This is a genomic window from Scytonema sp. PRP1 (assembly GCF_036697665.2).
GTDB lineage: Bacteria > Cyanobacteriota > Cyanobacteriia > Cyanobacteriales > Nostocaceae > Kalymmatonema > Kalymmatonema gypsitolerans.
In genome coordinates, this window is record NZ_JBAHYJ020000086.1 from 1 (window position 1) to 24,578 (window position 24,578).

Annotated in this window: 19 protein-coding genes, 2 tRNA genes and 2 pseudogenes; 6 read left to right on the forward strand and 17 right to left on the reverse strand. The window is 44.1% G+C overall.

Going from position 1 to position 24,578, the window contains the following annotated elements; translation table 11 throughout:
• Window positions 1-348, forward strand: a 348-nt coding sequence (locus tag V5G28_RS21290) for a helix-turn-helix domain-containing transcriptional regulator (RefSeq protein ID WP_336231281.1), incomplete at its 5' end; no start/stop codon positions are given.
• 205 nt (window positions 349-553) lie between these two features.
• A complete protein-coding gene (locus V5G28_RS21295; protein ID WP_332990826.1) occupies window positions 554-823 on the forward strand; it encodes a type II toxin-antitoxin system Phd/YefM family antitoxin in 270 nt (89 codons plus the stop codon).
• A 110-nt stretch (window positions 824-933) separates the two neighbouring features.
• Here V5G28_RS21295 and V5G28_RS21300 read toward each other — a convergent pair whose 3' ends face one another.
• The 5 genes and pseudogenes from V5G28_RS21300 to V5G28_RS21320 form a co-directional block, all read right to left on the reverse strand.
• Window positions 934-2,496, reverse strand: a complete 1,563-nt coding sequence (locus V5G28_RS21300) for an OmpA family protein (protein ID WP_332990828.1) — start codon at window positions 2,494-2,496, stop codon at window positions 934-936.
• Between the two features lie 736 nt (window positions 2,497-3,232).
• A pseudogene (locus V5G28_RS21305) lies at window positions 3,233-3,825 on the reverse strand (RNA-guided endonuclease InsQ/TnpB family protein); the annotation flags it as partial.
• A 3-nt stretch (window positions 3,826-3,828) separates the two neighbouring features.
• Window positions 3,829-4,638, reverse strand: coding sequence for a type 1 glutamine amidotransferase (locus tag V5G28_RS21310; protein ID WP_332990830.1), 810 nt, complete (start codon window positions 4,636-4,638; stop codon window positions 3,829-3,831).
• A 37-nt stretch (window positions 4,639-4,675) separates the two neighbouring features.
• The gene (locus V5G28_RS21315; RefSeq protein WP_332990833.1) at window positions 4,676-5,257 is read right to left on the reverse strand and encodes an SH3 domain-containing protein; all 582 of its coding nucleotides are present in this window, start codon (window positions 5,255-5,257) and stop codon (window positions 4,676-4,678) included.
• A 17-nt stretch (window positions 5,258-5,274) separates the two neighbouring features.
• Window positions 5,275-6,612: a Mur ligase family protein gene (locus V5G28_RS21320; RefSeq protein WP_332990835.1), complete on the reverse strand. Its 1,338-nt coding sequence runs from the start codon at window positions 6,610-6,612 to the stop codon at window positions 5,275-5,277.
• Window positions 6,613-6,848: 236 nt separating this feature from the next.
• On the opposite strand from V5G28_RS21320, the pseudogene V5G28_RS21325 reads away from it, so the two are divergent.
• The 3 genes and pseudogenes from V5G28_RS21325 (at window position 6,849) to V5G28_RS21335 (ending at window position 8,553) form a co-directional block, all read left to right on the forward strand.
• Window positions 6,849-7,432 (forward strand): annotated as a pseudogene (locus V5G28_RS21325) (thylakoid membrane photosystem I accumulation factor).
• Between the two features lie 196 nt (window positions 7,433-7,628).
• The gene (locus V5G28_RS21330) at window positions 7,629-8,237 is read left to right on the forward strand and encodes a hypothetical protein (protein ID WP_332990838.1); all 609 of its coding nucleotides are present in this window, start codon (window positions 7,629-7,631) and stop codon (window positions 8,235-8,237) included.
• Window positions 8,238-8,331: 94 nt separating this feature from the next.
• Window positions 8,332-8,553, forward strand: coding sequence for a type II toxin-antitoxin system HicB family antitoxin (locus tag V5G28_RS21335; RefSeq protein ID WP_332990840.1), 222 nt, complete (start codon window positions 8,332-8,334; stop codon window positions 8,551-8,553).
• A 13-nt stretch (window positions 8,554-8,566) separates the two neighbouring features.
• Here V5G28_RS21335 and V5G28_RS21340 read toward each other — a convergent pair.
• The 5 genes from V5G28_RS21340 to V5G28_RS21360 form a co-directional block, all read right to left on the reverse strand.
• Window positions 8,567-8,638: transfer RNA gene (locus V5G28_RS21340), tRNA-Val, on the reverse strand.
• A 2-nt stretch (window positions 8,639-8,640) separates the two neighbouring features.
• A tRNA-OTHER gene (locus V5G28_RS21345) sits at window positions 8,641-8,712 on the reverse strand.
• A 266-nt stretch (window positions 8,713-8,978) separates the two neighbouring features.
• Window positions 8,979-10,040: a pentapeptide repeat-containing protein gene (locus V5G28_RS21350; RefSeq protein ID WP_332990842.1), complete on the reverse strand. Its 1,062-nt coding sequence runs from the start codon at window positions 10,038-10,040 to the stop codon at window positions 8,979-8,981.
• A gap of 43 nt (window positions 10,041-10,083) precedes the next feature.
• Entirely contained in the window at window positions 10,084-11,238 is a 1,155-nt protein-coding gene (locus tag V5G28_RS21355; protein ID WP_332990844.1) for a vWA domain-containing protein, read from the reverse strand.
• Between the two features lie 704 nt (window positions 11,239-11,942).
• The gene (locus V5G28_RS21360; RefSeq protein WP_332990847.1) at window positions 11,943-12,944 is read right to left on the reverse strand and encodes a MoxR family ATPase; all 1,002 of its coding nucleotides are present in this window, start codon (window positions 12,942-12,944) and stop codon (window positions 11,943-11,945) included.
• A 17-nt stretch (window positions 12,945-12,961) separates the two neighbouring features.
• Here V5G28_RS21360 and V5G28_RS21365 point away from each other — a divergent pair, with 17 nt between their 5' ends.
• Complete coding sequence (locus V5G28_RS21365; protein WP_336231282.1) at window positions 12,962-13,174, forward strand: hypothetical protein; 213 nt, start codon at window positions 12,962-12,964, stop codon at window positions 13,172-13,174.
• 664 nt (window positions 13,175-13,838) lie between these two features.
• Here the strand turns inward: V5G28_RS21365 and egtD are convergent.
• From egtD to pgmB, 7 genes are all read right to left on the reverse strand, one after another.
• On the reverse strand, window positions 13,839-14,885 hold the full coding sequence (egtD, locus tag V5G28_RS21370) for an L-histidine N(alpha)-methyltransferase (protein WP_332990851.1): 1,047 nt from the start codon (window positions 14,883-14,885) through the stop codon (window positions 13,839-13,841).
• A gap of 200 nt (window positions 14,886-15,085) precedes the next feature.
• The gene (gene egtB, locus V5G28_RS21375; protein ID WP_332990853.1) at window positions 15,086-16,375 is read right to left on the reverse strand and encodes an ergothioneine biosynthesis protein EgtB; all 1,290 of its coding nucleotides are present in this window, start codon (window positions 16,373-16,375) and stop codon (window positions 15,086-15,088) included.
• Window positions 16,350-17,138, reverse strand: coding sequence for an ergothioneine biosynthesis protein EgtC (gene egtC / locus V5G28_RS21380; protein WP_332990855.1), 789 nt, complete (start codon window positions 17,136-17,138; stop codon window positions 16,350-16,352). The genes egtB and egtC overlap by 26 nt, the downstream gene beginning before the upstream one ends.
• 821 nt (window positions 17,139-17,959) lie before the next feature.
• The gene (locus tag V5G28_RS21385; protein WP_332990857.1) at window positions 17,960-19,321 is read right to left on the reverse strand and encodes an ABC transporter ATP-binding protein; all 1,362 of its coding nucleotides are present in this window, start codon (window positions 19,319-19,321) and stop codon (window positions 17,960-17,962) included.
• 14 nt (window positions 19,322-19,335) lie between these two features.
• Window positions 19,336-21,069: an ABC transporter permease gene (locus V5G28_RS21390; protein WP_332990858.1), complete on the reverse strand. Its 1,734-nt coding sequence runs from the start codon at window positions 21,067-21,069 to the stop codon at window positions 19,336-19,338.
• A gap of 315 nt (window positions 21,070-21,384) precedes the next feature.
• Window positions 21,385-21,588, reverse strand: a complete 204-nt coding sequence (locus V5G28_RS21395) for a hypothetical protein (RefSeq protein ID WP_332990861.1) — start codon at window positions 21,586-21,588, stop codon at window positions 21,385-21,387.
• 66 nt (window positions 21,589-21,654) lie between these two features.
• The gene (gene pgmB, locus V5G28_RS21400) at window positions 21,655-24,561 is read right to left on the reverse strand and encodes a beta-phosphoglucomutase (RefSeq protein WP_332990863.1); all 2,907 of its coding nucleotides are present in this window, start codon (window positions 24,559-24,561) and stop codon (window positions 21,655-21,657) included.
• Window positions 24,562-24,578: the final 17 nt, after the last annotated feature.

A 24,578-nucleotide genomic window follows, 5' to 3' on the forward strand; every position in this document is an offset into this window, starting at 1 on the left:
AAGATATTCGTAAGGCTCAGGAGTATTGGGCAGACTATGAAGAGAGTGAAAATAGCGACCAGTGATAGCTATCAGGACTATCTGATAGAATCTCTCAAAGACTCTGAAGAGGCTGCTGCTTATATTGAGGCAATTCTAGAAGCAGAAAATCCTGAACCTGAATTATTAGCATCAGCGCTAAAAGATGTTATCGATGCACGATTGAGAACAAACAATCTCTCAGATCAGGCAAACTTGAGCTGGGAAAACTTGAGTAGTATCTTATCGCAAAGCAGCGGTGCTGAAATTTACAGCTTGGTGGCGCTACTGGATTCCTTGGGATTCAAGCTAGTAGTTAGTCTCAAGTAGTATATTGTCACAATCAAGACAATGAATCATATTTTAAAGTTAGAAATACCCGAAAATGTTTATGATTCACTGGTAAAAGTAGCAGCACGAATTATCAAGATTTGGCGGTGCAATTAATCTACTAAAATCAATATAGACAAAATATACAAAATAGTCATAATAGAGAAAATGTACAAAATAGTCATAATCAATATTAACTCAGACTATGCAGACCTACACTCTCACAGATGCTCGCAACAAAGACAGTGAGGTTTTTGATAAGGCTGCTATTGAGCCAGTTTTACTGACAAAGCAATCACGACCTAGCCATGTGATTATGTCGGCTGAGAGCTACCAGCAATTGATTGATCGGCTCAGAGAATTAGAGGATATGGTTTTAGGTCAAGCTGCTGAAGTTGCCCTAAGTCAATCAAAAATGGTTGGTACAGAGGCTTTCACTGCTGCACTGGAGCGGTTAGCTAATGGCGAAGCTTGATGGTTTAGCAACCCTTCTCGATTTTCTGAATGGTTTGCAGCCTAAAATAGCTCCTTGCCTTAGTGGATTGCTGCGTTAGCGGGATTGACACCCTACTTTTTTTCACTCTCCTAATTGACGCGAACTAGGTGAATTGCTGTAGGTTGGTTGCGTTCGTCTTTAGCAGCAACGCTAGGTAGTGCTTTGCTAGAGCCTTCTCTTACAGCTACAATTTTATGCTTGAGACCCCGCGATCGCAGATAGTTAGCTACCGCCTGTACTCGTTGTTCACTAATGGTTTGGTCAATGTTAACATCGCCAAACTTAGAAGTATGACCAATCACCCTGACAGCAACAGTTTTCTCGTTGAATTCTGCAATCCTTTCAGCCAGCTTATTCAGCGTTTGCTTACCCTCATCTGTGAGTTCTGAGGAGTTAGTTGCAAATTTGATTTCTCCTTGTACTTGTAAGTTACCGATACCAGGAGCAGTTTTAATCTTGTCAGCATCGACAGTAGAAGCAAAAGTTTTCTCTGTTTTGCTTTCCAGTTTCTGTGTTAGTTCCAGGTTATCAGCACGCACCAAGTCAATCAGCTTTTGCTTATTAGTTGTCGCCTTAGCAATGAATTCAGAGGTATACAAATCCTTGGGGTTTTGGGGAACCTGATTCAGTTTGCCTGTCAGCGTCAGCACCGCTGCTGTAGAGCGAATTCGCTTATCTAGAGTTCCATCTACGAACCACTTTTGGGCTTCAACAGAGGTAAAAAACTCTATACCCTGCAAAACTGCTGCTGCGTCACTTGCAGATAGTTTGCCATCCGCAGCAATTTGTGCCTGCAACTGGTTCGGGGTGCGGACACTGACATCTATGTGGCGGTAGTAAACTCCGAGTAATTCTGAAATCTTCTCTGGTTGAGACTCGATGAGACGGTTGGAAGCAACAACCACATCTACAATTGCTTGCGGTGCATCTTTGCTAGATAATATAACCTTGTACCCTTTCTGCCGCGCTTGGGTGACAAAAGGTTCCCAAATAACGGCTACTGCTATATTTTGATTGGGATCTTGCAATAGCTTCCAAGCATCAGAAGCATCTTGCACTTTAGTTATTTGGAAGTTTGACAGCTTAAACGCCTCAAATTTGCTACTTACAATCAGTTCCAACAGGTACTCGCTGGGTGTCTCACCAGCAAAGGTAATTCCTAACTGCTGTCCCTTTTCTTGTACTTGCAGTACCAACGGAGTCAGATCCATCAGCGACTTCAGATTGGGATACTTTTTAGTATTTAAAACAACTGCATCTGCACCTACAGTGCGGTCAATCAACCCGACAATTTTTCCCTCGGGCTTTTGTTTAAGAAACTGATCTAGAGTCGTTACCAGTAAGTCAGCTTCTCCCTTATTCAAACGCTGAGTTCTTTTAGCCTGATCGAACTCATCTTCATAACGCAGGCTTAAACCAACTTGTTCCACTGCGGTCTGAAACGCTGCACTACGGAAAGTACTGTAACCACTGAAGGTGTCTCCCAAAATGGTAAATAAAACTTTCTCGGATTTATTTTCTATTTGATTTTCTACACCTTTAATCAATTTGGAACTTAGTTGCTCTGTCAACGCAAAAGTAACCCAGGCCAGCAGACCAAACGTTATGCCAACACCCAAAAACCATGCAACCGGATTATCAGATTTACTCATACCCAAAAATCTTGAATATTCAGACAAATTGCAAAAAAAACTTAAAAATTGGAGCCAAAAAAAATAAAAACTTTATTTTATACAAATGATTTGGCTTGGGACAAAGATGCTTCTGTACTTAAGGTAATACCGTAAGAATTTACTTGATAATCTTAGCCAGAACTTACGCCAAAAAATTGATTATGTAGTTTGAGTCCAATCTTCGCTTTCAACTCTTTTTTAAGATGCATGAGTTCGTGTCAATTACAAGTTTTAAGTTAAAAATACATATAGAAAATGAGAAAATAATGAGGATTTTTTAACTCATCCCCCGGCTATGAAACTATCACAACGTTGCAGTTTCATAAAAAGCCGGGGGGAAATCGAAGTCATTAGTCATTAGTTCTTAGTACGTTTTTCATGATTTTTCGTTACTTTTCGTACCTTAGAGGATGTTTTAAAAGTGGTGGCTGAGCTACCCAAAATTTTAGATCCTCCTAAATCCTCCTTAAAAAGGAGGACTTTGAGAAGGGGAGCCAGTGCGCCCTTGGGGGTTCCCCCCGTTGAAGCAACTGGCGTGGGTTATACCATTTCACGTTAATCGCGATACATTGAAATTCTGTAAAGACGCTTTCATTCAGCGCGTCTCTACACTACCGATTTGTATCATCCTTTTCGTAAAATGGTATTACCCGTTTTGGCAAAAAAGTAATAATCTTGACATACTCCCTGCCCTTGTAGGGCAGGGATTCTAGGCTCAAACAGCAATTGCAGGCGCAGCCCGTCTACATCGCCTAACCCAGCGTTTTTGTTGCCCCAACTGCACAAATATTTTTAGCTGCGTTCTCGTCCCTCCCATTCACCAACTCACAGGACGGACAACGCCACTCTCTGACGGACAAATCCAGCTTTTCTAGAACGTGTCCACAACTAGAACAAGTTTTGCTAGACGGATACCATTGATCTATAAATATGACCTGCTTGCCTTTCTTTTTGGCAATCCACTCTAAAATTTGTAGAAATTCCCCAAAAGCTAGGTCTGATATTTTGCGTCCCCAAAGGCGTTGCATTCCTTTAAGGTTCAAGGTTTCAAAGCACAGCACATCGAACCTACTAGTTAGGTCGTGGGCTAACTTCCACTCACCTATCACGTCTAGCATTAGAAATTTCCTCGTACTTGCGTACCAGATTTTTTCTTGCCCGTTCTCGGTTAGCTGACCCTTTCAACTTTTTGGAATGCTGTCTGCTAGCTTTCTTAATGGCGTTGAGAGACTGCTTGAAGAATTGCGGTGATTCAATACTAGAGCCATCAGAGCAAGTGAGAAACGTCTTTAACCCGAAGTCAAATCCCTCTCATTGCACAAGAGTTGGGACATTAACCTTCAACCGCTTAAACATAGCCTCCCGCGCTTGCATAGCAAGGGGATCATCCAGCGATGATAGAGTGATAGGCTGTTGATACTTCAGTCGCAACGCTGTTTGAATCAGCCAGTCAGCGACAAAGGGATTTTTCGGTAACAGAGGACCGTGGGAATAGGTAGCTATGGCATTCTGATAAAATGCTCCTTCTGTCCCATCTTCGCCATTGTTACCCAACCCGTACGCTACACGCCCCAGTGCTTCCACTTTTCCCAGCTTGGTGCGTCCGCCGTGATTTTCAAAACCAATCAAATATGGTTTGCTACCCGTCATCTCTTCCAAGTCCCGCGCCAGACGAGTCGCTGTCACTTCTATGACCAAATTGCCAATACAGCGACGGACATTTTCCCCAGGATGCACGGACACCAAATCTAATATCCCCAAGCCTTCAATCCGCTGTCCAAAAGCTGGTTCATAATAGTGTCCCAACAACTGAGGTGAACCACAGGTAAACACTCCTGGAGTTCCATTTTCAATCTTCTCGCGTATTGCTTCCGCCTTTGCTCCTTGCAAATCGCGCATAACTATTTCTTGCTGACGATCTTGTGCGCCACCACCGACAATCACATCTACCGAACGAATATCAGTCACTGTACCACTTTGATCTAAAGGTAAGACTTTAACATCGTATCCTCGCCACTGACTACGGCGTTCTATACAGATGACATTACCTCTGTCACCGTAAGTACTCATCAGCTTTGGATACAGCCACCCAATTGTTAACTCATACTGTTGATCACTCATATCTCTTAACTCCTAACTTCTCACTTATGATTTTTCTTTAGGGACAGGTAGTCACAGGATTGCCACATTGCTCTTCTGGTGCTAACCATCCTTTCAAGTTTTTGTATTCAACAAACGCCCATTGTCCATTCCCGCCCAAAAGCTTCACCTCAGTCGTTGCAGGAATTTTTCCTAACTTGCGGCTTTGGTTACTAGGGCTAGCATGAACAAAAACGCCGCCCTTGCTACCATAGCCGCGAGTGCTAGTCCCTAACAAGGGAGCATAAACCCATCCTTTTTTACCCGAAAATACAGCTTTTCCTCCTATAGTTTCGGCTTGACTTATTTGTACCCAATCGCCTTGACAAGCGCTAACAGTCGCAATCACACCTTCAGTGTTTGTGGGGATCTTAGCAATGACGGGCTGGTTGGAACCAGGACTAGAACGCACATTCAAACCTTGGGGATCTTTATCAATAATGTATGCATCAAATCGACAAGATACCTGTTTTGCAGGTGTTCTCTGTGCTAATAAGATAGGTTGGGCTTTTGTGAGCGCATAAGAAGTAGGTACTTTTTGAGAAAATTGGCAAGCTGTAAAGCTAGCCAACACCGTAGAGACAAAAGCTATGTGCTTCATGGCACTTTTTCCTCTAATTACAAAATCTTCCGACCAGTCAGGACTTCTCGCACTTCTAGCATGGCTGAATAAGTAGGAAGAATGTGTAATGTTTCATTTTCTGGTGTGTGTTCTAGGGCAGTTGCAATTGCCTGCCGTAAATCTTCTTCGACAATTAAATTAAAATGACTATCAGGAGTTTTTTCGCTGTAGCGTAGACGCAGCGCCATGTCATAGAGGCGATCGCCACTGACAACTAAAGTCCCTCCCCGTTCCACCAATTTCTCTGTATCTACATCCCAAATCCAGGATACATCAGTGCCATCGGGTGTCCGGTCATTCAATACAAGCAGTGTCGTTTTATCATGACTTTGAGTCACGACACGAATTGTTTCATTCGTCCCTACCGGATTTTTTGACAATAAAATTCGTACCCGTTTGCCGTTAATTTCTAAGTCTTCAGCACGACCAAATGCAGCTTGGAAATTGTTAATCGTATCCAGGATAGTTGCTTCATCAACTCCTAACTCGCGAGCAGCAGTAGCGGCTGCCAAAGTATTATATTTGTTGTATAAACCCACAAGAATTTGGGGAAATTCGCTGCTCTCAAGCTTAGGTTCACTTCGACTAAAGCCGCATTTAGGACATTGGAAATCTCCTAAATGAGACAAGTAAACACCTTTGTAATCTAAAGAGTGTCCGCAATTGGGACAAAATATTGAATCAACGGCGTGAGGAATTTCATCTAGATAATTTTCTGGCTCATTTAAGCCAAAGAATAATACCCGTTGGGGTAACTGCTGACCAAGATAAGATAAAGTTGGGTCATCAGCATTAGGAATAACAACTGTTTCTGGTGGAAGCGTAGAAATAATTTTTGTCCAGCGCTTGCTAATTGTGTCAACTTCCCCATACCTATCGAGTTGGTCGCGGAACAGGTTTAAGCACAGAATAATCCGAGGCTGAATCGGTGTCAAAATCCTCGGTAAGATATTTTCATCGACTTCTAAAATAGCGTAATCAACATTCAGCTTGCCTACTAAGTTGGTATTTTCCAACAGTGCAGTCATTAAGCCGTTTTCTAGATTCGCGCCTGTAGAGTTGTGAGCAACGCGATACCCTTTGCGTTCTAGAATCGTGACAAGAAGTAGCGATGTGGTCGTTTTACCATTGGTACCAGCAATCAAAATCACCCCGTTCTTCACTTGCTGAGTTAATAACTGCAACAGTCGGGGTTCAATGCGACGCGCCAGAGAACCTGGTAAAACACTAGCTGCACCCAAGCGCAGCGATCGCACTCCGAAAGTGACGCTTTTTGCGACTGACACAGCAAAAGCCAATCGTATCCTGTCTATCAGTTGAATTTTGTTTCCCACATCAGTACCCTAGTATGCTTGAGTGTTACTACTTTGTAACTCTAAGTTTCAAATTTAATCATGTATTTTCGCGAATCGTTGCCAAAATAGCCAGTCGAGGCGATGACAGATAATAGAGTACAGGTGACATTTTAGTTGACTCATTATTCCTTGTCTCCTTGTCCCCTTATTTCCACCCCAGTTTGCTAAATTCAGCACAAACTTAGAAAAAAATAGACGTGAGAAGGTTCGTTTTGATGAATTGCATAAAGTGGCGCTTTTTACAGAATCTCATTCCAAACTGGCGGCGGTTTTTCTCGATATTCCTGCTGCTTAGTTGCCTGTCATTTGTAGATATGCAATCAGCCTTTGCTGGTATTAATGATGACAGATATGACGGCAATCTTTTTGTGGTTTATGCGGGTAACGGTTCACTGGTTCCTCCCAAAACAACGCTAGCAAAGGCTTTAGCGGAGCATAGACCCACCTTTTTGGCTTTCTATGTAGATGACAGCAGCGATAGTAAGAAATATGCTATTGTCATTTCAACAGTACAAGAATTTTACGGTCGGGCAGCAGAAGTTATACCTGTTAATGTGGATACTATCCCTGCCAAACAAACCTATAGCACCACGGAACCCGGTTATTACTACTCTGGGGCTGTTCCCAAGTTGTCGTGTTCAATCAGTCAGGTGAGGTTGTTTTGAATAAAAAAGGTCAAGTTCCCTATGAGGAAATAGACGACAGGTTTCGAGAAGTGTTTGATTTATTACCTCGTACCGAATCCGTGCAATTGAAGCGGCGATCGTTCAATGAGTTTAGTAGTGAGTTAGCTAAGTAACTAGTGGGGCAGACAAATTTTGTCTGCCCTGTTATTTAGTCTTATTAGATACCACACAGCGATGAATTCTAAAGGATAATTTGTACGAACAATATTTAAAAATTATTGAGAACTGAGGAGATGGGAAGTCAGGAAGAAGTAACTCAATAAATAATGACTATTGACTAATGACTAATGACGAATAGAGTGTCCTCTGATGTCAAAAGTTTACACTACCGAGCAACTAATCCAAATTCTGCGGTCTGAACGCGAAGCTTGCCTTACAGGAAAACGCCTCAAGTTAGCAGTCACTGTCTCTGGCAATCCTCTGATAGACCAGTTTATCAGAACCGATGGACTGCAAAAGTTCACGGCATACCAAGATTTTAAAGCTACCATTCACGAATACCAAAGGGAACATCAAGTTTCAGGTATTGTCTGGCGTGAAGTTACTGTTAAAGGTAAAACTTTGCGCTATCCAGAGGTAGATGCTCAGTTAATTGCTTTATCCAGTGACATAGAAACATTAAAAGCGGCGAAAAATTCCATATTGGAATTTTGGAATGAAGTCACTGTGGGTATGGACTTGTACTTAAGTTTTAGTCATGGTAAAACGTATCAACAAATTATAAAAGCTGATGTAGATAGAATTGCTCACAGAACAGAATGGACAAGTTTATGGAAGTGGGAAAATACGAACTTCTTGGAAATAATATTACATTTAGGATGGGGGAAACCAGATGAGGCCTGTTATAAACGAGGCTTTCCAATCTCAGGCAGTGAGTCGATTCATGCAGTGAATCCAGGTAATCGTCCAATTGGTTGAGTGAAATGCACTCTATCTGTAACATAATTTTCAACTGTGCAGAAAAGTAGCATCAAAGTACCTGAAGTTATTAAGCTCAATTGGATGAAGCCTGATGCGTTATTTAGTTGTCATTGAAAAGGGAGAAACCAGCTACGGCGCTTATGTCCCTGATTTACCAGGTTGGGTGGCTGTAGGTGAAAGCATAGAGGACGTCCAAGCTTTAATTGCCGAAGCAATTGAATTTCATATTGAAGGAATGCAGGAAGACGGATTATCTATTCGCAAACCTACAAGCATCGCTCATGAAGTCGAGGTATTAATGAACAGTGCCTAAGTGTGCGATCGCAAAGCAACGACGGGATTTGCACCCGCATCTCCTGGTGTATACCGAGGAATTCTCCTGTTTGAACTACGTTGCTGTTGGCAGTGAACCGAATCAAACGGTTATCATTCGTGTTGGCAGACACGTGCTTTGCCATTAAGCTACACCGCCAAAAGAAAGAACTTTGGATTGGTTAATAGTAAATAATATATTGATAAATCTGCCTTTTGGTCATCAGCTATTAGTTATAGTTACGATTACTTAGTCCGTCCTACGACCACGCGTAGTATGTCCGTAAGCGCAAAGCGTGCGCGTAGCGCTTATACGAAGTATGCCCGCAGGGCTTAGGAAATAGGGCTTACAAGGCGGGAAACCCAACGCCAGTCCCTACAACCGAGGGAACCTCTCCAACCCTAGAGGAGAACGCGCTCCGGCACTCAGTTATATACTGTACCATTAGGCATTGTCACTCTCCGGAGAATTGCGGCAGTCAGATCAGCTCCTAAGATATTTGCTCCTAAGAGGTTGGCATACCTAAGATCCGCCCTGCTCAAGTCAGTTCCTAAGAGATTAGCATTCCTGAGATTAGCATTCCATAGGTTTGCTCCGCTTAAGTCAGCTCCAATAAGGTTCGCCTCACTCAGATTGGCGTTTCTCAGATTCGCACCACTTAAGTTAATTCCACTCAGATTAAATCCACTAAGGTTATATTCGCTCAGATCAGAGTTTTTCAGATTCACTCCTGTCAAGTCAGTTCCAGTTAAGTCAGCATCTAGTAAGTTTGCCTGAATGAGATTAGCTTTGCTGAGTTTTGACCCGTTGAGTTTTGCTCTGTACAAGTTTGCTCCACTCAAGTTGGCTGCTGTGAGATTAGCACCCTTGAGATTTGCGCCGTGTAAATCTGCTCGGCTCAAGTTCAACTGGCTAAGGTTGAGCCCACTCAGGTTTGCTCTATCGAGATTAGACCCTTTGAGGTTGACACCAGTTAAATCAGCTTCGCTAAAGTCTACTTGTTGCAGGTTGGCTTTGATTAAGTGAGATTTGCTGAGGTTCGCTTTCCTAAAGTTGACTCTACTAAGGTTGGCTTTGCAAAAATTCACCTTTTGCAACTGAGTTTCACTGAAATCAAATTCACTCAAGTCAGTCCTGCTGAGGTTCACTCCATCAAGGTTCGCTCCTTGCAGAACAACTCCAGTCAAGATAGCGCCATTGAGATTTGCGCCAGATAAATTTGCACCACTTAAGTTGGCATGAGTGAGATTTGCTTTGTAAAGTTTAGCCTGACTCAGATCCACTCCTCTCAAGTCTGCCCAACTGAGATTCACCTCTCTGAAGTTCACTTTTGTGAGGTTTGCGCCGCTCAGGTTTACCTTGCTTAGGTTGAGATATATCCTCTCAGGATATACACTCCTCGTCCTAAACTCATTCCAAGTCGCTACACCTTGAGCCAGTATGGAAAGGAGTTCAGACTGAGAAACAAAATTCGGTTTTTCTGACATTGCGTTCTATGAAGGGGAGCGGGCAAGGGAAAATAGGGAATTGCTAACAGCTTAAAAGCCTTACGGTTTCTCCAAAGGGAAATGCTTCTAAGTCCAACCCACCGGGAGTCACTACCCACAAAACAGGAAAAGCAGGACGTTGTTGGGGAAAAGTCCCGTATCCATCCGTGAGGTAAACACAGACACCACTGCTATGCCAGTCAGCTTGCTCGCTAACTGTTTCAAAAAAGGGGACAAAAGATGTCCCGCCACCGCCGATTGGTTTCGGGAGTTGGCTGTTTATTGCCAGGTTGTAGGGTCCGTAGACATCTGCTGCTGCATAATAAAGTTGGCATTTTAAGTGCGGGTAAGCATCGATAATTCCTGTAACTTCGCTAAGGAAAAGTCGTAGCTCATGGTCGCCTACAGAACCACTTGTATCTACAGCCACGAATACCTGCACCGTTTCACCTTCAAGCGCTTCTAGGTAAAGCCGTTGACCAATAAAGCGGCGGTCAAAGCCTGTGAAATCTGTTGGTGTTTGCACTAAGTAACGCCATAGGTAGGAACGCCAGTTGAGCTGCGTTTGGTTTAACGCTCCCAGTTCTCGTTGCCATCCTGCTGGTATGCTACCCTGACTGTTGCTAGACCGCGCTACGGCGATCGCCTGTTGCATGGCGTTACGCCAGTAAGCTTCCAAAGCTGCTTGTTTTGCCTGGTCTAGAATACCACCACATTCATTAGATGCAGAAGTTCCATACAATGGCTCATATAATAAGTCTGTTTCACACTTCAGACAACGCCTATTCTGTTTCAGCAGTAATTCATAAATCTCCTCGACGCTCAAATTTTCTAGCTTTGGGTCACGTAAAGCACCCGCAGGTAGTTCAAAACCATGTTGTTGAGCAATCATTCCATTGACAACAATATCTGCGGCAATGTTCCACTGCATTTGTTCCCTAGCACCACGACGGAGGATATGAAGCAGAGCAGCGTGTAAGACTTCGTGTAACAATAAACCATCGACTTGGGATGATGGAAGAGATGCCACAAAATCGGGATTGATAAATATGTCCTCTCCATCGGTAGCTGCAGTAGCAATTTTTTCAGTCGAAATGACGCGAGCAAACAGCGCCAAAGTTGCCAAAAAAGGTGACTTCATTCGCACCCGCAGCATAGAGGCACTAATAATCTTATTTGTTTCTGTTGCTAATTTCATCTTTCTATCCCTAATTTTAAGAGCTTTTTCTCACTCTTGACGGAATTCCTCCAACAATTGGGGAAAATATTTCAACTCATCTATAGCTGTTCTATCTCAAACGTAGACGCGCTCTTCAGCGTACAGGACGCCAAGGGATGAAAGAAAAAGCGAAAAGTATAATCTTACAACTCCTTAACGGATTGCTATATTGATTGTGATGCTGAATAAAATTTTGTAGCAGATTTAGCGCCCACTTTGTACTATGTATGCATAAAATCCTTGATTATGTAGAAATACGAGCAGAAAATTCAGTAACTCTTTTCGAGTCATTGCTGCAAAATTTTGTTTTGTCATCATACTCTCCAAGAATCATAACAATTTATCAAGATGACTTTCTTGTTTTTAGGCAAGAAAAATACTTGCCTAGTTTTTTCATGTACAACTAATGATATAAATTAAAAATTCCATTTTTATTACTCAGTAACTGAAAATGAAACAAGTTAATTGCTGCGGTGTGGAATCAGTAGTTAAATCTGTGAACGGTGAACAGTCAGCAAGGACGTATCGTGGGGAACTTAAACGAGCGTCATGAAACTGATAACTGATAACTGATAACTGATAACTGATAACTGATAACTGTTAATTATCAAGAGACAGTTTTTAGACTGGCACAAATCTACTCAAACAAGATATTCTACCTGCTATTAACAGCATTCTAAATTCTACAAACCCATTAACTCTTGAAAATCCTTAATAAACTTTTGAAGATTCTGGTCTTTTTGTACCAATTGTGCCAAAGCACCGATTTGTTTTTTACTTCGCATAGTGCGAAACAAGTCTGTAGCAAATAACTGTACCCATTCCATTGCTGCTACTTGAGAAATCCAAGTAAAGGCATTGTAAGCTTGGTTAGCATCTGCCGCTCGTATTGCTAAACCAATAGTTGTGGCATAGCGCGCAGAAGGTTCAGACGGAAATTTGATGGCATCACCTCTGCCTGTAAAAATTTGAGTTAAATTAGGCAGGTTGTCATAAAGTTTGATGTAAGCATTAAACTCAGCAGCTGTTGCTATTCCCACAGCAGGAGCAATATCTAGTCCAACTGTATGCAGCTGACTTGCCATCTCCCACGAGCGAGGAGAGGGCCAAGCAGGCTGCTGCGGATCAAGTTTGTGTAGTAGGGTAGTACGGAAAGAAAGAAAAGCAATGACTTGCTCGTGAATTTTCGCGGAAAGAGCGTAAGATTTGAAACTTTGAAAGTCCGGCTCAACATGCAAATGTAAAAAGCGATTCGCAAGTGGAGAAGGCATATCAAATACAGCCGCTCGGTCTTCTTTACGGTTGCCTGCTGCCCAAACGAACCAACCTTCTGGTAGGGTGTAAGATCCAACGCGGCGGTCAAGAATCAGCTGTTGAGCTACACCCTGCATTGCTGGAGGAGCCATATTTAGTTCATCTAAAAACAAAATCCCTCTGCCAGAACAAGGCAGAAATTCCGGTGGATACCACTTAGACACACCGTCCTCAGGCACTGGCAAACCCCTTAAGTCAGTGGGAGCCAGTTGGGAGAGACGCACGTCTATGAAGTCAATTTGATGTTTGCGAGCCAGTTGCGCGACGATGCTGGATTTACCAATACCAGGAGGTCCCCAAATCATTGTGCTGAGAAGCAGGTTCTGGCTCAACAGATTGTTAAGGTAGGCTTTGAGGTCTGCTGGTGTCATGGGATTTTGAATTTTGGATGAATGAAACCAAGCTGGCAGGACTTTTGACCCTACCAAGGTGTGATTTGACACTTAAATCATTAGAAATTTTTCTCCTAATTTCAACAATACTTTTGTCAGGTATTGGGGTTAGCCGTGACATTACACATGGTAATATCATCGCTGCTACTTACAAGAACTTGGCAGCAGTTCTGGAGGAGCGCTTGATTGCTGGCAACGGATTGAGCTAAGTCTATGCTATGTGCAGCAAGTTCTTACAGGCGAATTCCAGAATTCTTTTGTTCCACTGCCTCTTATTCAACGATAAGAATATGGCTGAGGCTGAGTGGTGATAGTTGACTCTTGGTAATGCTGTTTAACTCAAGTTAAACAGCTTTTTTTGCATATAACGCACCCATTACAAATTTAACATAGTCATTCTATTTGACTATGCTAAACTCAACTATTCATAATGTAAGTATAAAGACACAAACCAGTTTTATAGAGAAATTGGATTTTTAGAGTTTAAACTTGACACGAAATCTATTCAAAGCCTGTGCTCTTCAGAATGACCGCCCTTGCACGCCCGGGCTTTTGACTCTAAGTAAATAGCTCAAGTCCATCAAAATAGACTGATTTATTCGTGTATTAAAGCGTTTATTCCTCTTTAAAGGACTTGAGCTATTTGCTATTGATTGAAATCACTGGCAATCAGGGACAACAAATGATAATCATGCCAGATATAGCAATCTTATTTGATTTGTGAGAATTGAAAGCCACAGAACCCCGACTTCGTAAAAGTTGTCGGGGTTCTTGTTTCTCACGTAAGCGCAGAGCGTGCTGCAGTGCCTCCCCGTAGCGTGCTCGTAGAGCTTATGATTTATGATTGCTATATCAGTTGACTACATCTCACCGTTAAACTGCTGTTGATGGTTGCATTTGACACAGTAACAAAGCAAACCATTGATTTGAATCAGTCCACACTCTTTGTGGTACTAAACCCTTTGCTTTTAACTCCTGTTGGATAACATTCAAGTCAAATTTGCGCGAAATTTCAGTGAGGATAGTTTCGCCCGCTTCAAAATGAACAGTCAGGTTCAGGGCATGTAATTGAACGGTTTGCCGGAGCAAACTCCTAAGATGCATCTCAATTTGGTTTTCCGTTTCGTTGTAAAACGCCCAATGTTCAAATTGTGTGGTGTCAAAATTGCCCTCAAACAGCTGATTTAAATGCTGCAACATATTGAGATTAAACGCCGCAGTCACTCCTTGGCTGTCATTATAGGCAGCTGACAACAAATGTTTTGGCTTTTGCAAGTCTACCCCCAATAAGAAAAACTCCCCCACTTGCAGGGCATCTGTAATTTGAGAGAAAAATACATCACACTCTTGCGGATTCAAATTACCCAAACTACTTCCGATAAAACAAATCATCCTAGTAGGTAATGAAGTAGGTTCAAGTTGTGCCAGTGCCATTTCGTAAGTTCCCGCCAGAGCTTGAACTTGTAATGTAGGATAATCTCCCAGGAGCGCAAGAGCGCTGCTTTCCAACATTCCTGCACTGACATCAATTGGTACATAGTGCAGAAAGTAGCCAAATTGATGATACGCATCTAGTAAAATGCGCGTTTTGGTAGAACTCCCGCTGCCAAGTTCCACGAGTTCGCAAGAACCTGTGATTTGAGCAATTTCCGGGGCGTACTGTTGCAAAATTGACGTTTCCGTTCGCGTCAAGTAATATTCTGGTAACTCACAGATTTGCTCAAATAGCTCAGAACCCAGGTTGTCGTAGAAGTAACGCGGGGGTAACGACTTGGGTTTTTGAGTTAATCCCTTAACGACATCACTTCCAGCACTAGGAGAAACAACTTTAGTTGGTTCCAACAAACGCTTAATTTTTAAGCGCGTTTCCACGGTATTTTGAGAACTTACCTTGTTGCTGGCAGCTTTAGATATTGACATTCAACCTCCGTTTGCTTGGTGTGATCGGTTGCTTTTGGGTGCAAACCTCCAACCTGAGCCAGTGAAACACACAGCCATACCCGATAACATCACGCCTGAGCAAGATTAATTAGGCGTAACTGTTATCTTTTGGGATTTTTGCATAAAATTGACAGGGATTGGGTTTGTAGTAGCACTTAAGCCCTACTACAAACTATTGCCTAATCAGCAGCACAGCGAAAACCTGCTAAAATTTGGCGCACGCAGGGATGATACCAGTTGCGAAAACTACAACGCAGCGTCCAAGGACGAGTTGCCCAACTACCACCTTTTAAAACACGGTGCTGTTGGTCAAAATAAACTTGCGAGTACCCTACGTAAGGATAACTTTGGAAACCTGGGTAGCCATCAAACCAGGAACTCGTCCACTCCCAGATATTTCCCAAAGCATCATACAAACCATAGGGGCTTTGCCCAATAGAAAAGGCATCTACAGGCGTTGTTTTTCTTATGAAATTATCATGGTTACAATGCTTGAGCGTTGGTTCTTCATTTCCCCAAGGATAAATACGACGACAATGAGCTTGTGCATCCCAACTCGCTGCTTTTTCCCATTCGGCTTCTGTGGGTAACCGCTTACCTACAAACCGTGAGTAGGCTTCTGCTTCGTACCAACTAACACCACAGACTGGATGATTATTCGACATGGGATTTTCGCACCAGTAGAGCGGTTGTGTGACTTGCTCAGTTTGCAACCATTCCCAGCCAGCTTTAGACCACCAACCAGGATTTTGATAGCCTCCCGCTGTCATAAATACTTGATATTGCGCACAAGTAACAGGGTAGCGGTCAATCGAGTAAGTCTCTAAATAGACTCTGTGCAGCGGTTGTTCGTTATCCAAAGCATCAACTGAATCATCACCCATCTCAAATTCGCCTGCTGGAATTTGAATCATCTCGCTCAGATCATGGGGAGAGTGAGGGAATGAGGGAAGTTTCCCTCCGTGTCTGACTCTCTCCCTCTGTTGCTCCTCTTTTTCCTTGTCCTTTTCTCCTCTCTCCTGCTTACTCAATTCCAAAACAAAAGAAATAATCTCGCTGTGTTGACTTTCGTGCTGAAGTATAAAGCGCCAAAGAGGCTCTTGTTGCTCTACATCCGCTACTTCCAAGTAATGCCAAACTTTTTCTCTGACTGTGTCTAGGTAATAACGAATTTCCTCTAGATTTGGCAATTTGACGCGCTCTTTTTTGGGTAAACCATCTGCTGCAAAGAGCTTGCGGTATCGCGGGAACAAACACGGTAAACCTGCACTGCGTTCTAGCAACCATAAAGACTCGGTGTAAGCAATATGCCCCAAATGCCATCCAATGGGGCTAAAGTCGGCATGAGGTTGACAGCAAAAAGTAGCTTCGTCAATCCCGTCAAATAACGCCAGAGTTTTGGCACGACATTGGGAAAAAGCACGAAAAAATGTTTCTTTTAAACTAGATTTGTGCAATTTGGATATCACAGTCTTCTCCAATACTGATGATGCTATTTTCAGAGCAAGGAATCCAATTTCCAGTAGAGAGCGGTTCCGATGCAATGATTACGGACTTGGGGAAAGTGGGATGATCAACTGTCCAGTACAGAGAGGGAGCAGGTGATTTTGTGCTAAAACGAGAAGCAATAAGGCGATGTCCATCACTGATGATTACATTAGCGAAGACATGGGTTTGATAACTTTGTGCTAATTCTTGAAGCTTAAGCAACGTTATTTGTAAAACCTGCTCTAAACTTTTATCAGGGTTAGCTTGCCACTGGCTTAGCAGCAAAGCAAAAATATGTTCTGAATCTGTCGTTCCCTTTATCCACTGGTAAATTTCATCGCTTAACTGGCTGCGTATTGGTCTGTATAGTGTCTGTCGAAACTTATCGATTCTACCATTATGAGTAAATAGTAGACGTTGGTACTCAAAAGGCTGACAATTACTAAAATCGAGTGCTTGACCTGCTGTTGCACTACGAACATAAGCGAGCATACACCTTGACTCAATGTAGCGGCTGAGGCTTGGCAGGTTAATGTCATTCCAAATAGGTAGTGTACTTTTGTAGGTAAATGGTTCGATATCCTTTTGAAGATGATACCAACCAACACCGAAGCCATCAGCATTCACCACTCCAGAGAGCATTTCGCGGGGTTGATAGCTTTGAACGACAAGCGAGTGTTCAGGCTTGTACAGGAGAGGCTCTAGAGAAACAGGTGAACCAAGGTAAGCAAGTAATCGGCACATAAAGGTTTTTGCGCTCCATGCTGTAGAGATTAAGCTTTGAAGATGAGAATTTTCTGAATAGGAGATGAATTTCTGCTATGGTAGTGGATTACCTCCTTATAGTGCAAAAATTCTACCTATCAATACTTTACATATATAGCAGCCCTAAATCATAAGCCCTATGCCTGCGGCACGCCTGCGGCGAACGGGTACGCTACGCGAATGTAAAATTCTTTCTTCTTTATTTACTTCGCGTTCTTTGCGCCTTTGCGGTTCGTTAAAAAGTAATTTTCACAAATCTGCGGAGGATTGCTATAGTTAAATGATTTTAGCGTCATACCTTTGTGTAGTTGTGGAAGAGGAAGTGGGTGACCAATTCAAAATTCGCAACGAGGAGAAATTTAAAATGAAAAACAGCAATTATGACAAGTATCTTGAGTGCAAAATATATGCAAATTGCAAATAAAATCTGGGAAAGTTAGTAGTTAGTAGTACTGTTTGACAACTCACTAATAACTCATAAGTTTTAATTTGAAAATTGCTAAATCTATCAATAAAATTATTCTTTAGAATAGAATATTTGGATTCTATAGCAATCCTCCGCAGATTTGTGAGAATTGAAAACCACAAATCCCCGACTTCGTAAAAGTTCTCGGGGATCTTGTTTCTCATGTTCAAAGTAGCGTGCGCGTAGGGCTTATGATTTAGGATTCTATAAGAGTACGTCTAAGAAAATTCATGAATTAATTTGAAACCCCGACTGAGCGCCGAAGGCAAGTCGGGGTAATTCACACATAACTCATTCGCCACCTAACGCCAACAATTGCAGTGCTGCAAATTTTTCAGAGTTCTTCTCTAGTTTGTGCCGCCACTGGCTCTGGTAAATAAAGCCGTTCTTCGCTAGCATCGTATTCAAACAGCTCTGCGTAGCGTCCCCAATCAACTGCTGTAGCAAATTGTCGCTCAGCTTCTGCGTGCGGAAAATGTTCATCTAGTAAATCTAGAAAGAAATCTGCTCGCATTGACCCATTTTGTTTTTCTCGCAGTGTCTGTAGTATACTGACCAACATAGGCACACGTTGCAGTACTTGCTGCCGGAACAGGTCTTTACTTCGCAAAATAGTTGTGGTGGCAAAGTCGCGCCCAATTTCGGTAAGCTTAACATCCCCTTGTGTGACTTCTGCAAAGCCAAGCATCACAGCACCATCAAGAATTGGCAGGAGATCATCCACTTCTAGCTGAATTCGTTCTGCCAAGCGGGGAATATCTTCCTTGCCTTCTGGTTTCTCCACAATCAGTTCTAGTAGACCACTTATACCACCAACTCGTACATGCGGCAGCGACTGAGCATAAGGCGATTTGGATGCTTGTACGGGTGTGGGGGCTGCCACAGCGACTTCTCCGGTGACTTCGGCTTCTGGGTTGGTCATGACTGTGTAGATATAGTCTACCAACGCTTTGAAGCGGGCGTTCGTGCGATCGTGGGGGCGTGGCAAATCAATGACAAGTTCACCACGAATGCGCCCCGGATTCGATCCCAGAATAATCACTCGATCTGCAAGAAATACGGCTTCCTCAATGTTATGGGTGACAATCAAAATACTTTTGGACGGAAAGGTTCCAGCATTCCACAAGTCGTCGATTTCACCCCGTAGGTTCTCAGATGTCAGAACATCCAGCGCACTGAATGGCTCATCCATAAACAGCACTTGCGGTTCCAGAACAAATGCCCGTGCAAAGCCAACCCGTTGCCTCATACCACCGGATAACTCTTTGGGATAGGCACTTTCAAAACCATCCAAGCCCACCAAGTCAATTGCCTTGAGTGCCCGTTGTCGTCGCTGCTCCCGCCTCACGCCTTGCGCGTCCAGCCCTAGTTCAACGTTTTCCTGTACCGTCAGCCAAGGTAGCAGTGCAAAGCTCTGAAAGACCATTGCAACATCTTGATTAGCTCCTTGCAGACGTTTCCCATTGCTAATGACGCGCCCTTCACTTGGTGGAATCAAGCCTGCCATAATCCGCAATAAGGTGCTTTTCCCACTACCACTACGTCCCAGCAACGCTACAACTTCACCTGCACGAACCGTTACATTGATGTTGCGCAGAACTCTAAACTCTCCTTTGCCTTCTGGCAGTGGGAAACTTTTATTAACCTGTTCGACGGCAATCAGTACTTCATTAGTTACCCGCGTAGTTGTTGTCATGCTTGCTGCTTTCCTTATAGATGATATTTTTTTTCTGCAAGTTGATACAGTTGTCGCCACAACACTCGGTTTAGCCCAACCACATACAGACTCATCATTCCAATCCCCAAGGTGATGCGTGGCCAGTCGCCTACTTCAGTTGCCTTAGCAATGTAGGCTCCCAAACCACTTGCAGTGAGGGTAGTCTGCCCCCAAGCAACAACCTCAGCAATTATGCTGGCGTTCCACGCTCCACCACTAGCAGTAATGCCGCCTGTGACCCAAGCAGAGAAAATACCAGGGATAATTAACTTGCGCCACAACCGCCAACCACGCAGACCAATATCTGCTGCCATCTCGCGCAGATCAGTTGGAATGCTCATTGCTCCAGAAATCGAGTTAAACAGGATGTACCATTGGGCACCAAGAGACATCAAGAAGATGCTACCCCAATTGATGCTGATGTGGGAACGAATGAAGAAGAGAGTCGCGAAGGGAAAAATGAAATTTGCTGGAAACGATGCTAAGAATTGCACTACGGGTTGCAACAGGCGTGATAGTCGCGGATTGAACCCGATCGCCACACCAATCGGTGTCCAAATCAGCGTTGCCACCACCAGCAGCACGACTACGCGTCCCAAGGTGAATAACCCTAGCACAAAAGTTCTGAATACTTCACCTAGTCCTACCGTTGTAAAAATAAAGTGTAATCCAGCAACTACCAGTGCGCCAATCAGGAACAACAACCCGAAATTGTAAAGGCGATCGCCTACTACTTGCTGATTCTTATCCACAGGAAGCGGCGAACGCTGTGGGGTTAGTGAAGACAGAACACTGTTGATAGTTTCTCCTACTGGAGTCAGCGCCCGCCCAATTAAACGGGGAAGTCGAGCTGCTTTGAACAAATTAAACAGCCAGGAATTCGGAGCCTCTGCTGCCGAACTCTGTTCTAGGCGGAACTTATCCGACCAAGCAATTAGCGGTCGCCAGAACAGTTGATCTACCAGCAAAATCACTACAGCGATGGTCAGGAATGCCCAACCCAATGCAGGCAAGTTCTCAGAGGCGATCGCTCCTGCCACGTAAGAGCCAAGCCCTGGTAATGTGTACTTTTGGTTCAGCACACTAATAGCTTCACTGGCAGCAACAAAGAACCACCCGCCCCCAAAACTCATCATTGCGTTCCAAATTAGCCCAATCATTGCTGTCGGCACTTCCAGCTTTGTGAACCGCTGCCAGAGTGAAAGCTGATAGAGCCTTGCTGCCTCATCGAGTTCGTTTGGCACCATTCTCAGCGACTGGTAAAACGAAAATGTCATGTTCCAAACTTGACTGGTGAAAATAGCAAAAATCGACGCTGCTTCTAATCCCAGTAGACTCCCAGGAAACAAGGCAATGAACCCTGTCACCGTAATGGACAAAAAACCCAGAACCGGAACTGATTGTAAGATATCGAGGAGTGGAACTAAAACTCGTTCTGCACGGCGGCTTTTAGCAGCAACGTAGCCATAGATTAAAGTAAACACCGTGGACCAAAATAGCGCGATAAACATCCGCAGAGTTGAACGCGCAGCATAGTACGGCAGATGACGCGGGTTTAAGCTAACATCAGGCACGACATCGGGCGGCACAAAACTGACGAGAGTTCCCGCACCCACACGCGCAATCAACCCTATTAACACCAATGTGCCAAGAATCAGAGCAATATCAGGTAGACCGAAAGGGAACCGTCGCAGTGCTTCTGGGGATGGGAAGGTTCGCTTGAGCATAGATTATTCAAGTTTTCCCCAAATGGTAGACAGTCTCATTTTAAACATCAAAGTTATAAATTCTGTCTACTTTCTTATCCTCATAACCAAGCTATTTTGACAAGGGGGACTTGGGAGACTTGGAGGACAGGGTTAACATAGCCGCTCTTTGTGTTGAGTGCAATACATCAAGAAATAATAACCACAGATGGACAATAAATAAAAGTTTTTCCTCTGTCTTCCCCCCTCTTGAGGGGGGTGGACACAGATAAATAATTACTTCATTCAAACGAGAAGCGCTATATCAAGTCAGGTTGATTACTTATAATTCTTGCTTTACCTCACCCCAACCCCTTCGCTTAATTCAAAGTTCAAAACGTATCGCAATTTGCAACCTTGCTTTGCCACATGAGTTTTGATTAATTTGTATATCATCCAAATCCTGTAGAGACGTTGCCCTTCGGGTATGCCTTCGGCACGCCAGAAGGCGAACGCCAGTCGCCTGCTGTCGGGAAACCCTACCAAGAGCGCTGGACTCACATGCAACGTCTCTACAACCCAACTCCTAAATTCTGATTCCTGACTCCTGAGTTCTGCTATAGTCCCCTAACTTGACTGATTAAGATGAACTGATAACTCAGCGCTTACTGCTGTCAATTTCTCTCGTAGTTCTGTCCAGTGAACGCCCGCGAGACTAGGTAAGATAACGTGAGCGGCTCCCACTCGTTCCGCCGGACCAAGTCCTACAGCCCACATGTGAGCCGCAAGCGCCGCCTCAATACCTGATGCTGCATCTTCGACAACGACACATTGCTCAGGTTGAAGTCCTAACTGTTCGGCTGCGTAGAGAAATAAGTCGGGTGCAGGCTTGGATTGCGTCACGCTATAACCGTCAGCAATCACATCAAAATAATCAGCAATTCCCAGTTTCTCTATCACTGTACGAGCATTTTTGCTCGCAGAGCCAAGCGCTATCTTGATACCAGCTTGCTTTAACTCATCTAACAACGCAATTGCCCCAGGTAATAAATCCTTTGGTGTGACTGTTTGGATAAAATCCACATAGTAGCGGTTCTTGCGCTCCATCATCTCCTGGATCTGCGGTTCTGAGTATTGGTTTTTACCAATTATTTTCAGCACAGAGCCGCGACGAGATACACCCCGCAGCGCTTCGTTTGCTTCGCGACTAAAGGGTAATCCCTCTTCATCTGCCAGCTTCTGCCAGCCTAAGTAGTGATATTCTGCGGTATCTGTTATCACACCATCTAAATCGAAGATAACTCCCCGAATATCCAGAGGCGTTAGGTGATCTTGCCCAGGACGTAGGTCAAACTCGTGCCACTCGCCGCGCCAATGCAGCTTGAACTGCAAACGTTTCCAGCCAGGAGGCAGTTGTGGCGTTGCTACGGGTCCACTTTCTGCAAGTTGGACACCACCAAAGCCCAGAACCACGGCTTGCCAAACACCACCAGCACTAGCCCCGTGAATTCCGTCGTCAGCGTTGCCACGAACATCTTCTATATCTACCAATGCGGCTTGCATAAACCGTTCGTAAGCCTCTTTTGATTTGCCCAAATCTGAGGCTAAGATGGCGTGAATCGCTGGTCCCAATGACGAACCATAAGTAATGTCCGTACGCGGTGCGTAGTAGTCCCAGTTTGTCTGTAGTATTTCTTGGGTGTAGGGAAATTCCTGCGATTGCCGCATCAAATACAGAAGCATCAACACATCTGGCTGTTTGAGAACTTGGCGCTTGTTTCCTGCCTCAATGCCTAGAATGGCTTGCATTGAGCGGGTGCGTGGTTCATAGTCAGCCAAGTTGATATCTTCTAACTTGAAAAATCCCTCGAACTGCTCGATCAGCCCTGTAGATGAATCGTAGGAAATCCATATATTGGTGATGATGTCTTGCCAACGGGAAAGCCGTCCTGAAGTGAGTTGCAGTTTCTGCTGTAATGTGCTGAGGCGGTCGGGGTAGGTGTTATGCAGCCAGTCATACACGGCGATCGCTTTCTCTAAGTGCCATTGCACCATGCGATTCGTAAACACGCTGTTGTCTGCGAGTTCGTGGTACTCATCTGCTCCAATCACCCCACGAATTTCATACCGTTCGTCCTTGGTGTCATACTCAACGCGACTCCCCCAGAACACAGCGGTATCGAGAATAATTTCCGCGCCGCAGTCTCGCATCCACTCGTCGTCGCCCGTAGCTTGCCAATAGTTCCAAACCGCGTAAGTGATATCAGCGCTAATGTGGATTTCGCGATCGCGGCACCAAATCCTAATGTCTTCTCCGTAAAAATCATTAGGGGGCAACCAGCGCGGTGTCACTTCATCACCAGTATCGGCGCTTTCCCAAGCATACATTGCCCCTTTGTACCCGTAGTGAGATGCCTTGCGTCTCGCTCCATTTAACGTATGGTAGCGGTAAGAGAGCAAGTTGCGAGCGAGTTTTGGTTGAGTGTAAGTGAAAAAGGGCAGAATAAAAATCTCTGTATCCCAGAACACATGACCTCTATAGCCAAAACCCGAAAGTGTTTTCGCAGGGATACTGACTTTGTCATCATACAGTGGGGCACTGATTAGCAATTGAAAGATACTGTACCGGACGGCAAGTTGAGCTTTCGTATCCCCTTCAATCAAGATGTCGCTTTTGTGCCAAGCTTGATCCCATGCTTGTACATGAGCATCTATCAGCACCGGATATTCAGGCAGTTGAGCAAGTTTTTCACAAGCTGTTTGAACTGGATTGTTCACATCTCGCGATGTAAAAACTGTCACCAGCTTATCCAGCGTTATGGTTTGTCCTGACGAAGCCAGGAATGTGGTCGTCAAAGTAGGATAGCCTGGTGGACTAGTGACTTGTATTGGGGCATCAGTTCCGGATACTGTCATTCCCACAGCCATCCCCAAGGCGATGCGGGTGTTACGAGTCTGGAGGTGCAGCCATGTTCCTTGGTCGAACTTGCCCTGATCGATCAATTCCCAGTGGTTGAAACCTTGATTTTCTGGATATCCGTTGATGCTCGCTTGAACTTCAATGAAACCGTCAAAATCTACTGGCGTTAGTTGACAGCGCAGCCCCAACACATGCTCATCCGCCCGACTGGCAAAGCGTTCAAAGTAGAGGTCTATTGTTTTCCTGTTTGGGCTTCGCCAACGTACCTTACGGCTGAGAATACCTCGATGTAGGTCAAGCTGCCGCTCATAGCTCAATATTTCACCGCGTTCCATCCGGAAGCGTTCCCCATCAACTATGATAACCAGCGGTAGCCAGTCAGGACAGTTAGCAAGTTCGGTGTATACAAGAGGAACATTATCATAGACCCCATGAATCAAGGTTGCTGGTAAGTCATTACGAAAACCTTCCTCAAAACCACCCCGTGTTCCCAAGTAACCGTTGCCAATTGTGAAAACGGTTTCTCTGTGGTGAATCTTGTTGGGGTTAAGCTGGGTTTCAATGAGTGTCCAATCTGTATAAATGAAGTGGTGGGAATAATCTTTTTTATCCATAACAAACCAGGGTTTTT

Bases quoted from the DNA above. Each gene is read 5' to 3' on its own strand.
- V5G28_RS21295 (WP_332990826.1), top strand. From the start codon at position 554: ATGCAGACCTACACTCTCACAGATGCTCGCAACAAAGACAGTGAGGTT.
- V5G28_RS21300 (WP_332990828.1), bottom strand. From the start codon at position 2,496: ATGAGTAAATCTGATAATCCGGTTGCATGGTTTTTGGGTGTTGGCATA.
- V5G28_RS21310 (WP_332990830.1), bottom strand. From the start codon at position 4,638: ATGAGTGATCAACAGTATGAGTTAACAATTGGGTGGCTGTATCCAAAG.
- V5G28_RS21315 (WP_332990833.1), bottom strand. From the start codon at position 5,257: ATGAAGCACATAGCTTTTGTCTCTACGGTGTTGGCTAGCTTTACAGCT.
- V5G28_RS21330 (WP_332990838.1), top strand. From the start codon at position 7,629: ATGTCAAAAGTTTACACTACCGAGCAACTAATCCAAATTCTGCGGTCT.
- V5G28_RS21335 (WP_332990840.1), top strand. From the start codon at position 8,332: ATGCGTTATTTAGTTGTCATTGAAAAGGGAGAAACCAGCTACGGCGCT.
- V5G28_RS21350 (WP_332990842.1), bottom strand. From the start codon at position 10,040: ATGTCAGAAAAACCGAATTTTGTTTCTCAGTCTGAACTCCTTTCCATA.
- V5G28_RS21355 (WP_332990844.1), bottom strand. From the start codon at position 11,238: ATGAAATTAGCAACAGAAACAAATAAGATTATTAGTGCCTCTATGCTG.
- V5G28_RS21360 (WP_332990847.1), bottom strand. From the start codon at position 12,944: ATGACACCAGCAGACCTCAAAGCCTACCTTAACAATCTGTTGAGCCAG.
- V5G28_RS21365 (WP_336231282.1), top strand. From the start codon at position 12,962: ATGAATGAAACCAAGCTGGCAGGACTTTTGACCCTACCAAGGTGTGAT.
- egtD (WP_332990851.1), bottom strand. From the start codon at position 14,885: ATGTCAATATCTAAAGCTGCCAGCAACAAGGTAAGTTCTCAAAATACC.
- egtC (WP_332990855.1), bottom strand. From the start codon at position 17,138: ATGTGCCGATTACTTGCTTACCTTGGTTCACCTGTTTCTCTAGAGCCT.
- V5G28_RS21385 (WP_332990857.1), bottom strand. From the start codon at position 19,321: ATGACAACAACTACGCGGGTAACTAATGAAGTACTGATTGCCGTCGAA.
- V5G28_RS21390 (WP_332990858.1), bottom strand. From the start codon at position 21,069: ATGCTCAAGCGAACCTTCCCATCCCCAGAAGCACTGCGACGGTTCCCT.
- pgmB (WP_332990863.1), bottom strand. From the start codon at position 24,561: ATGGATAAAAAAGATTATTCCCACCACTTCATTTATACAGATTGGACA.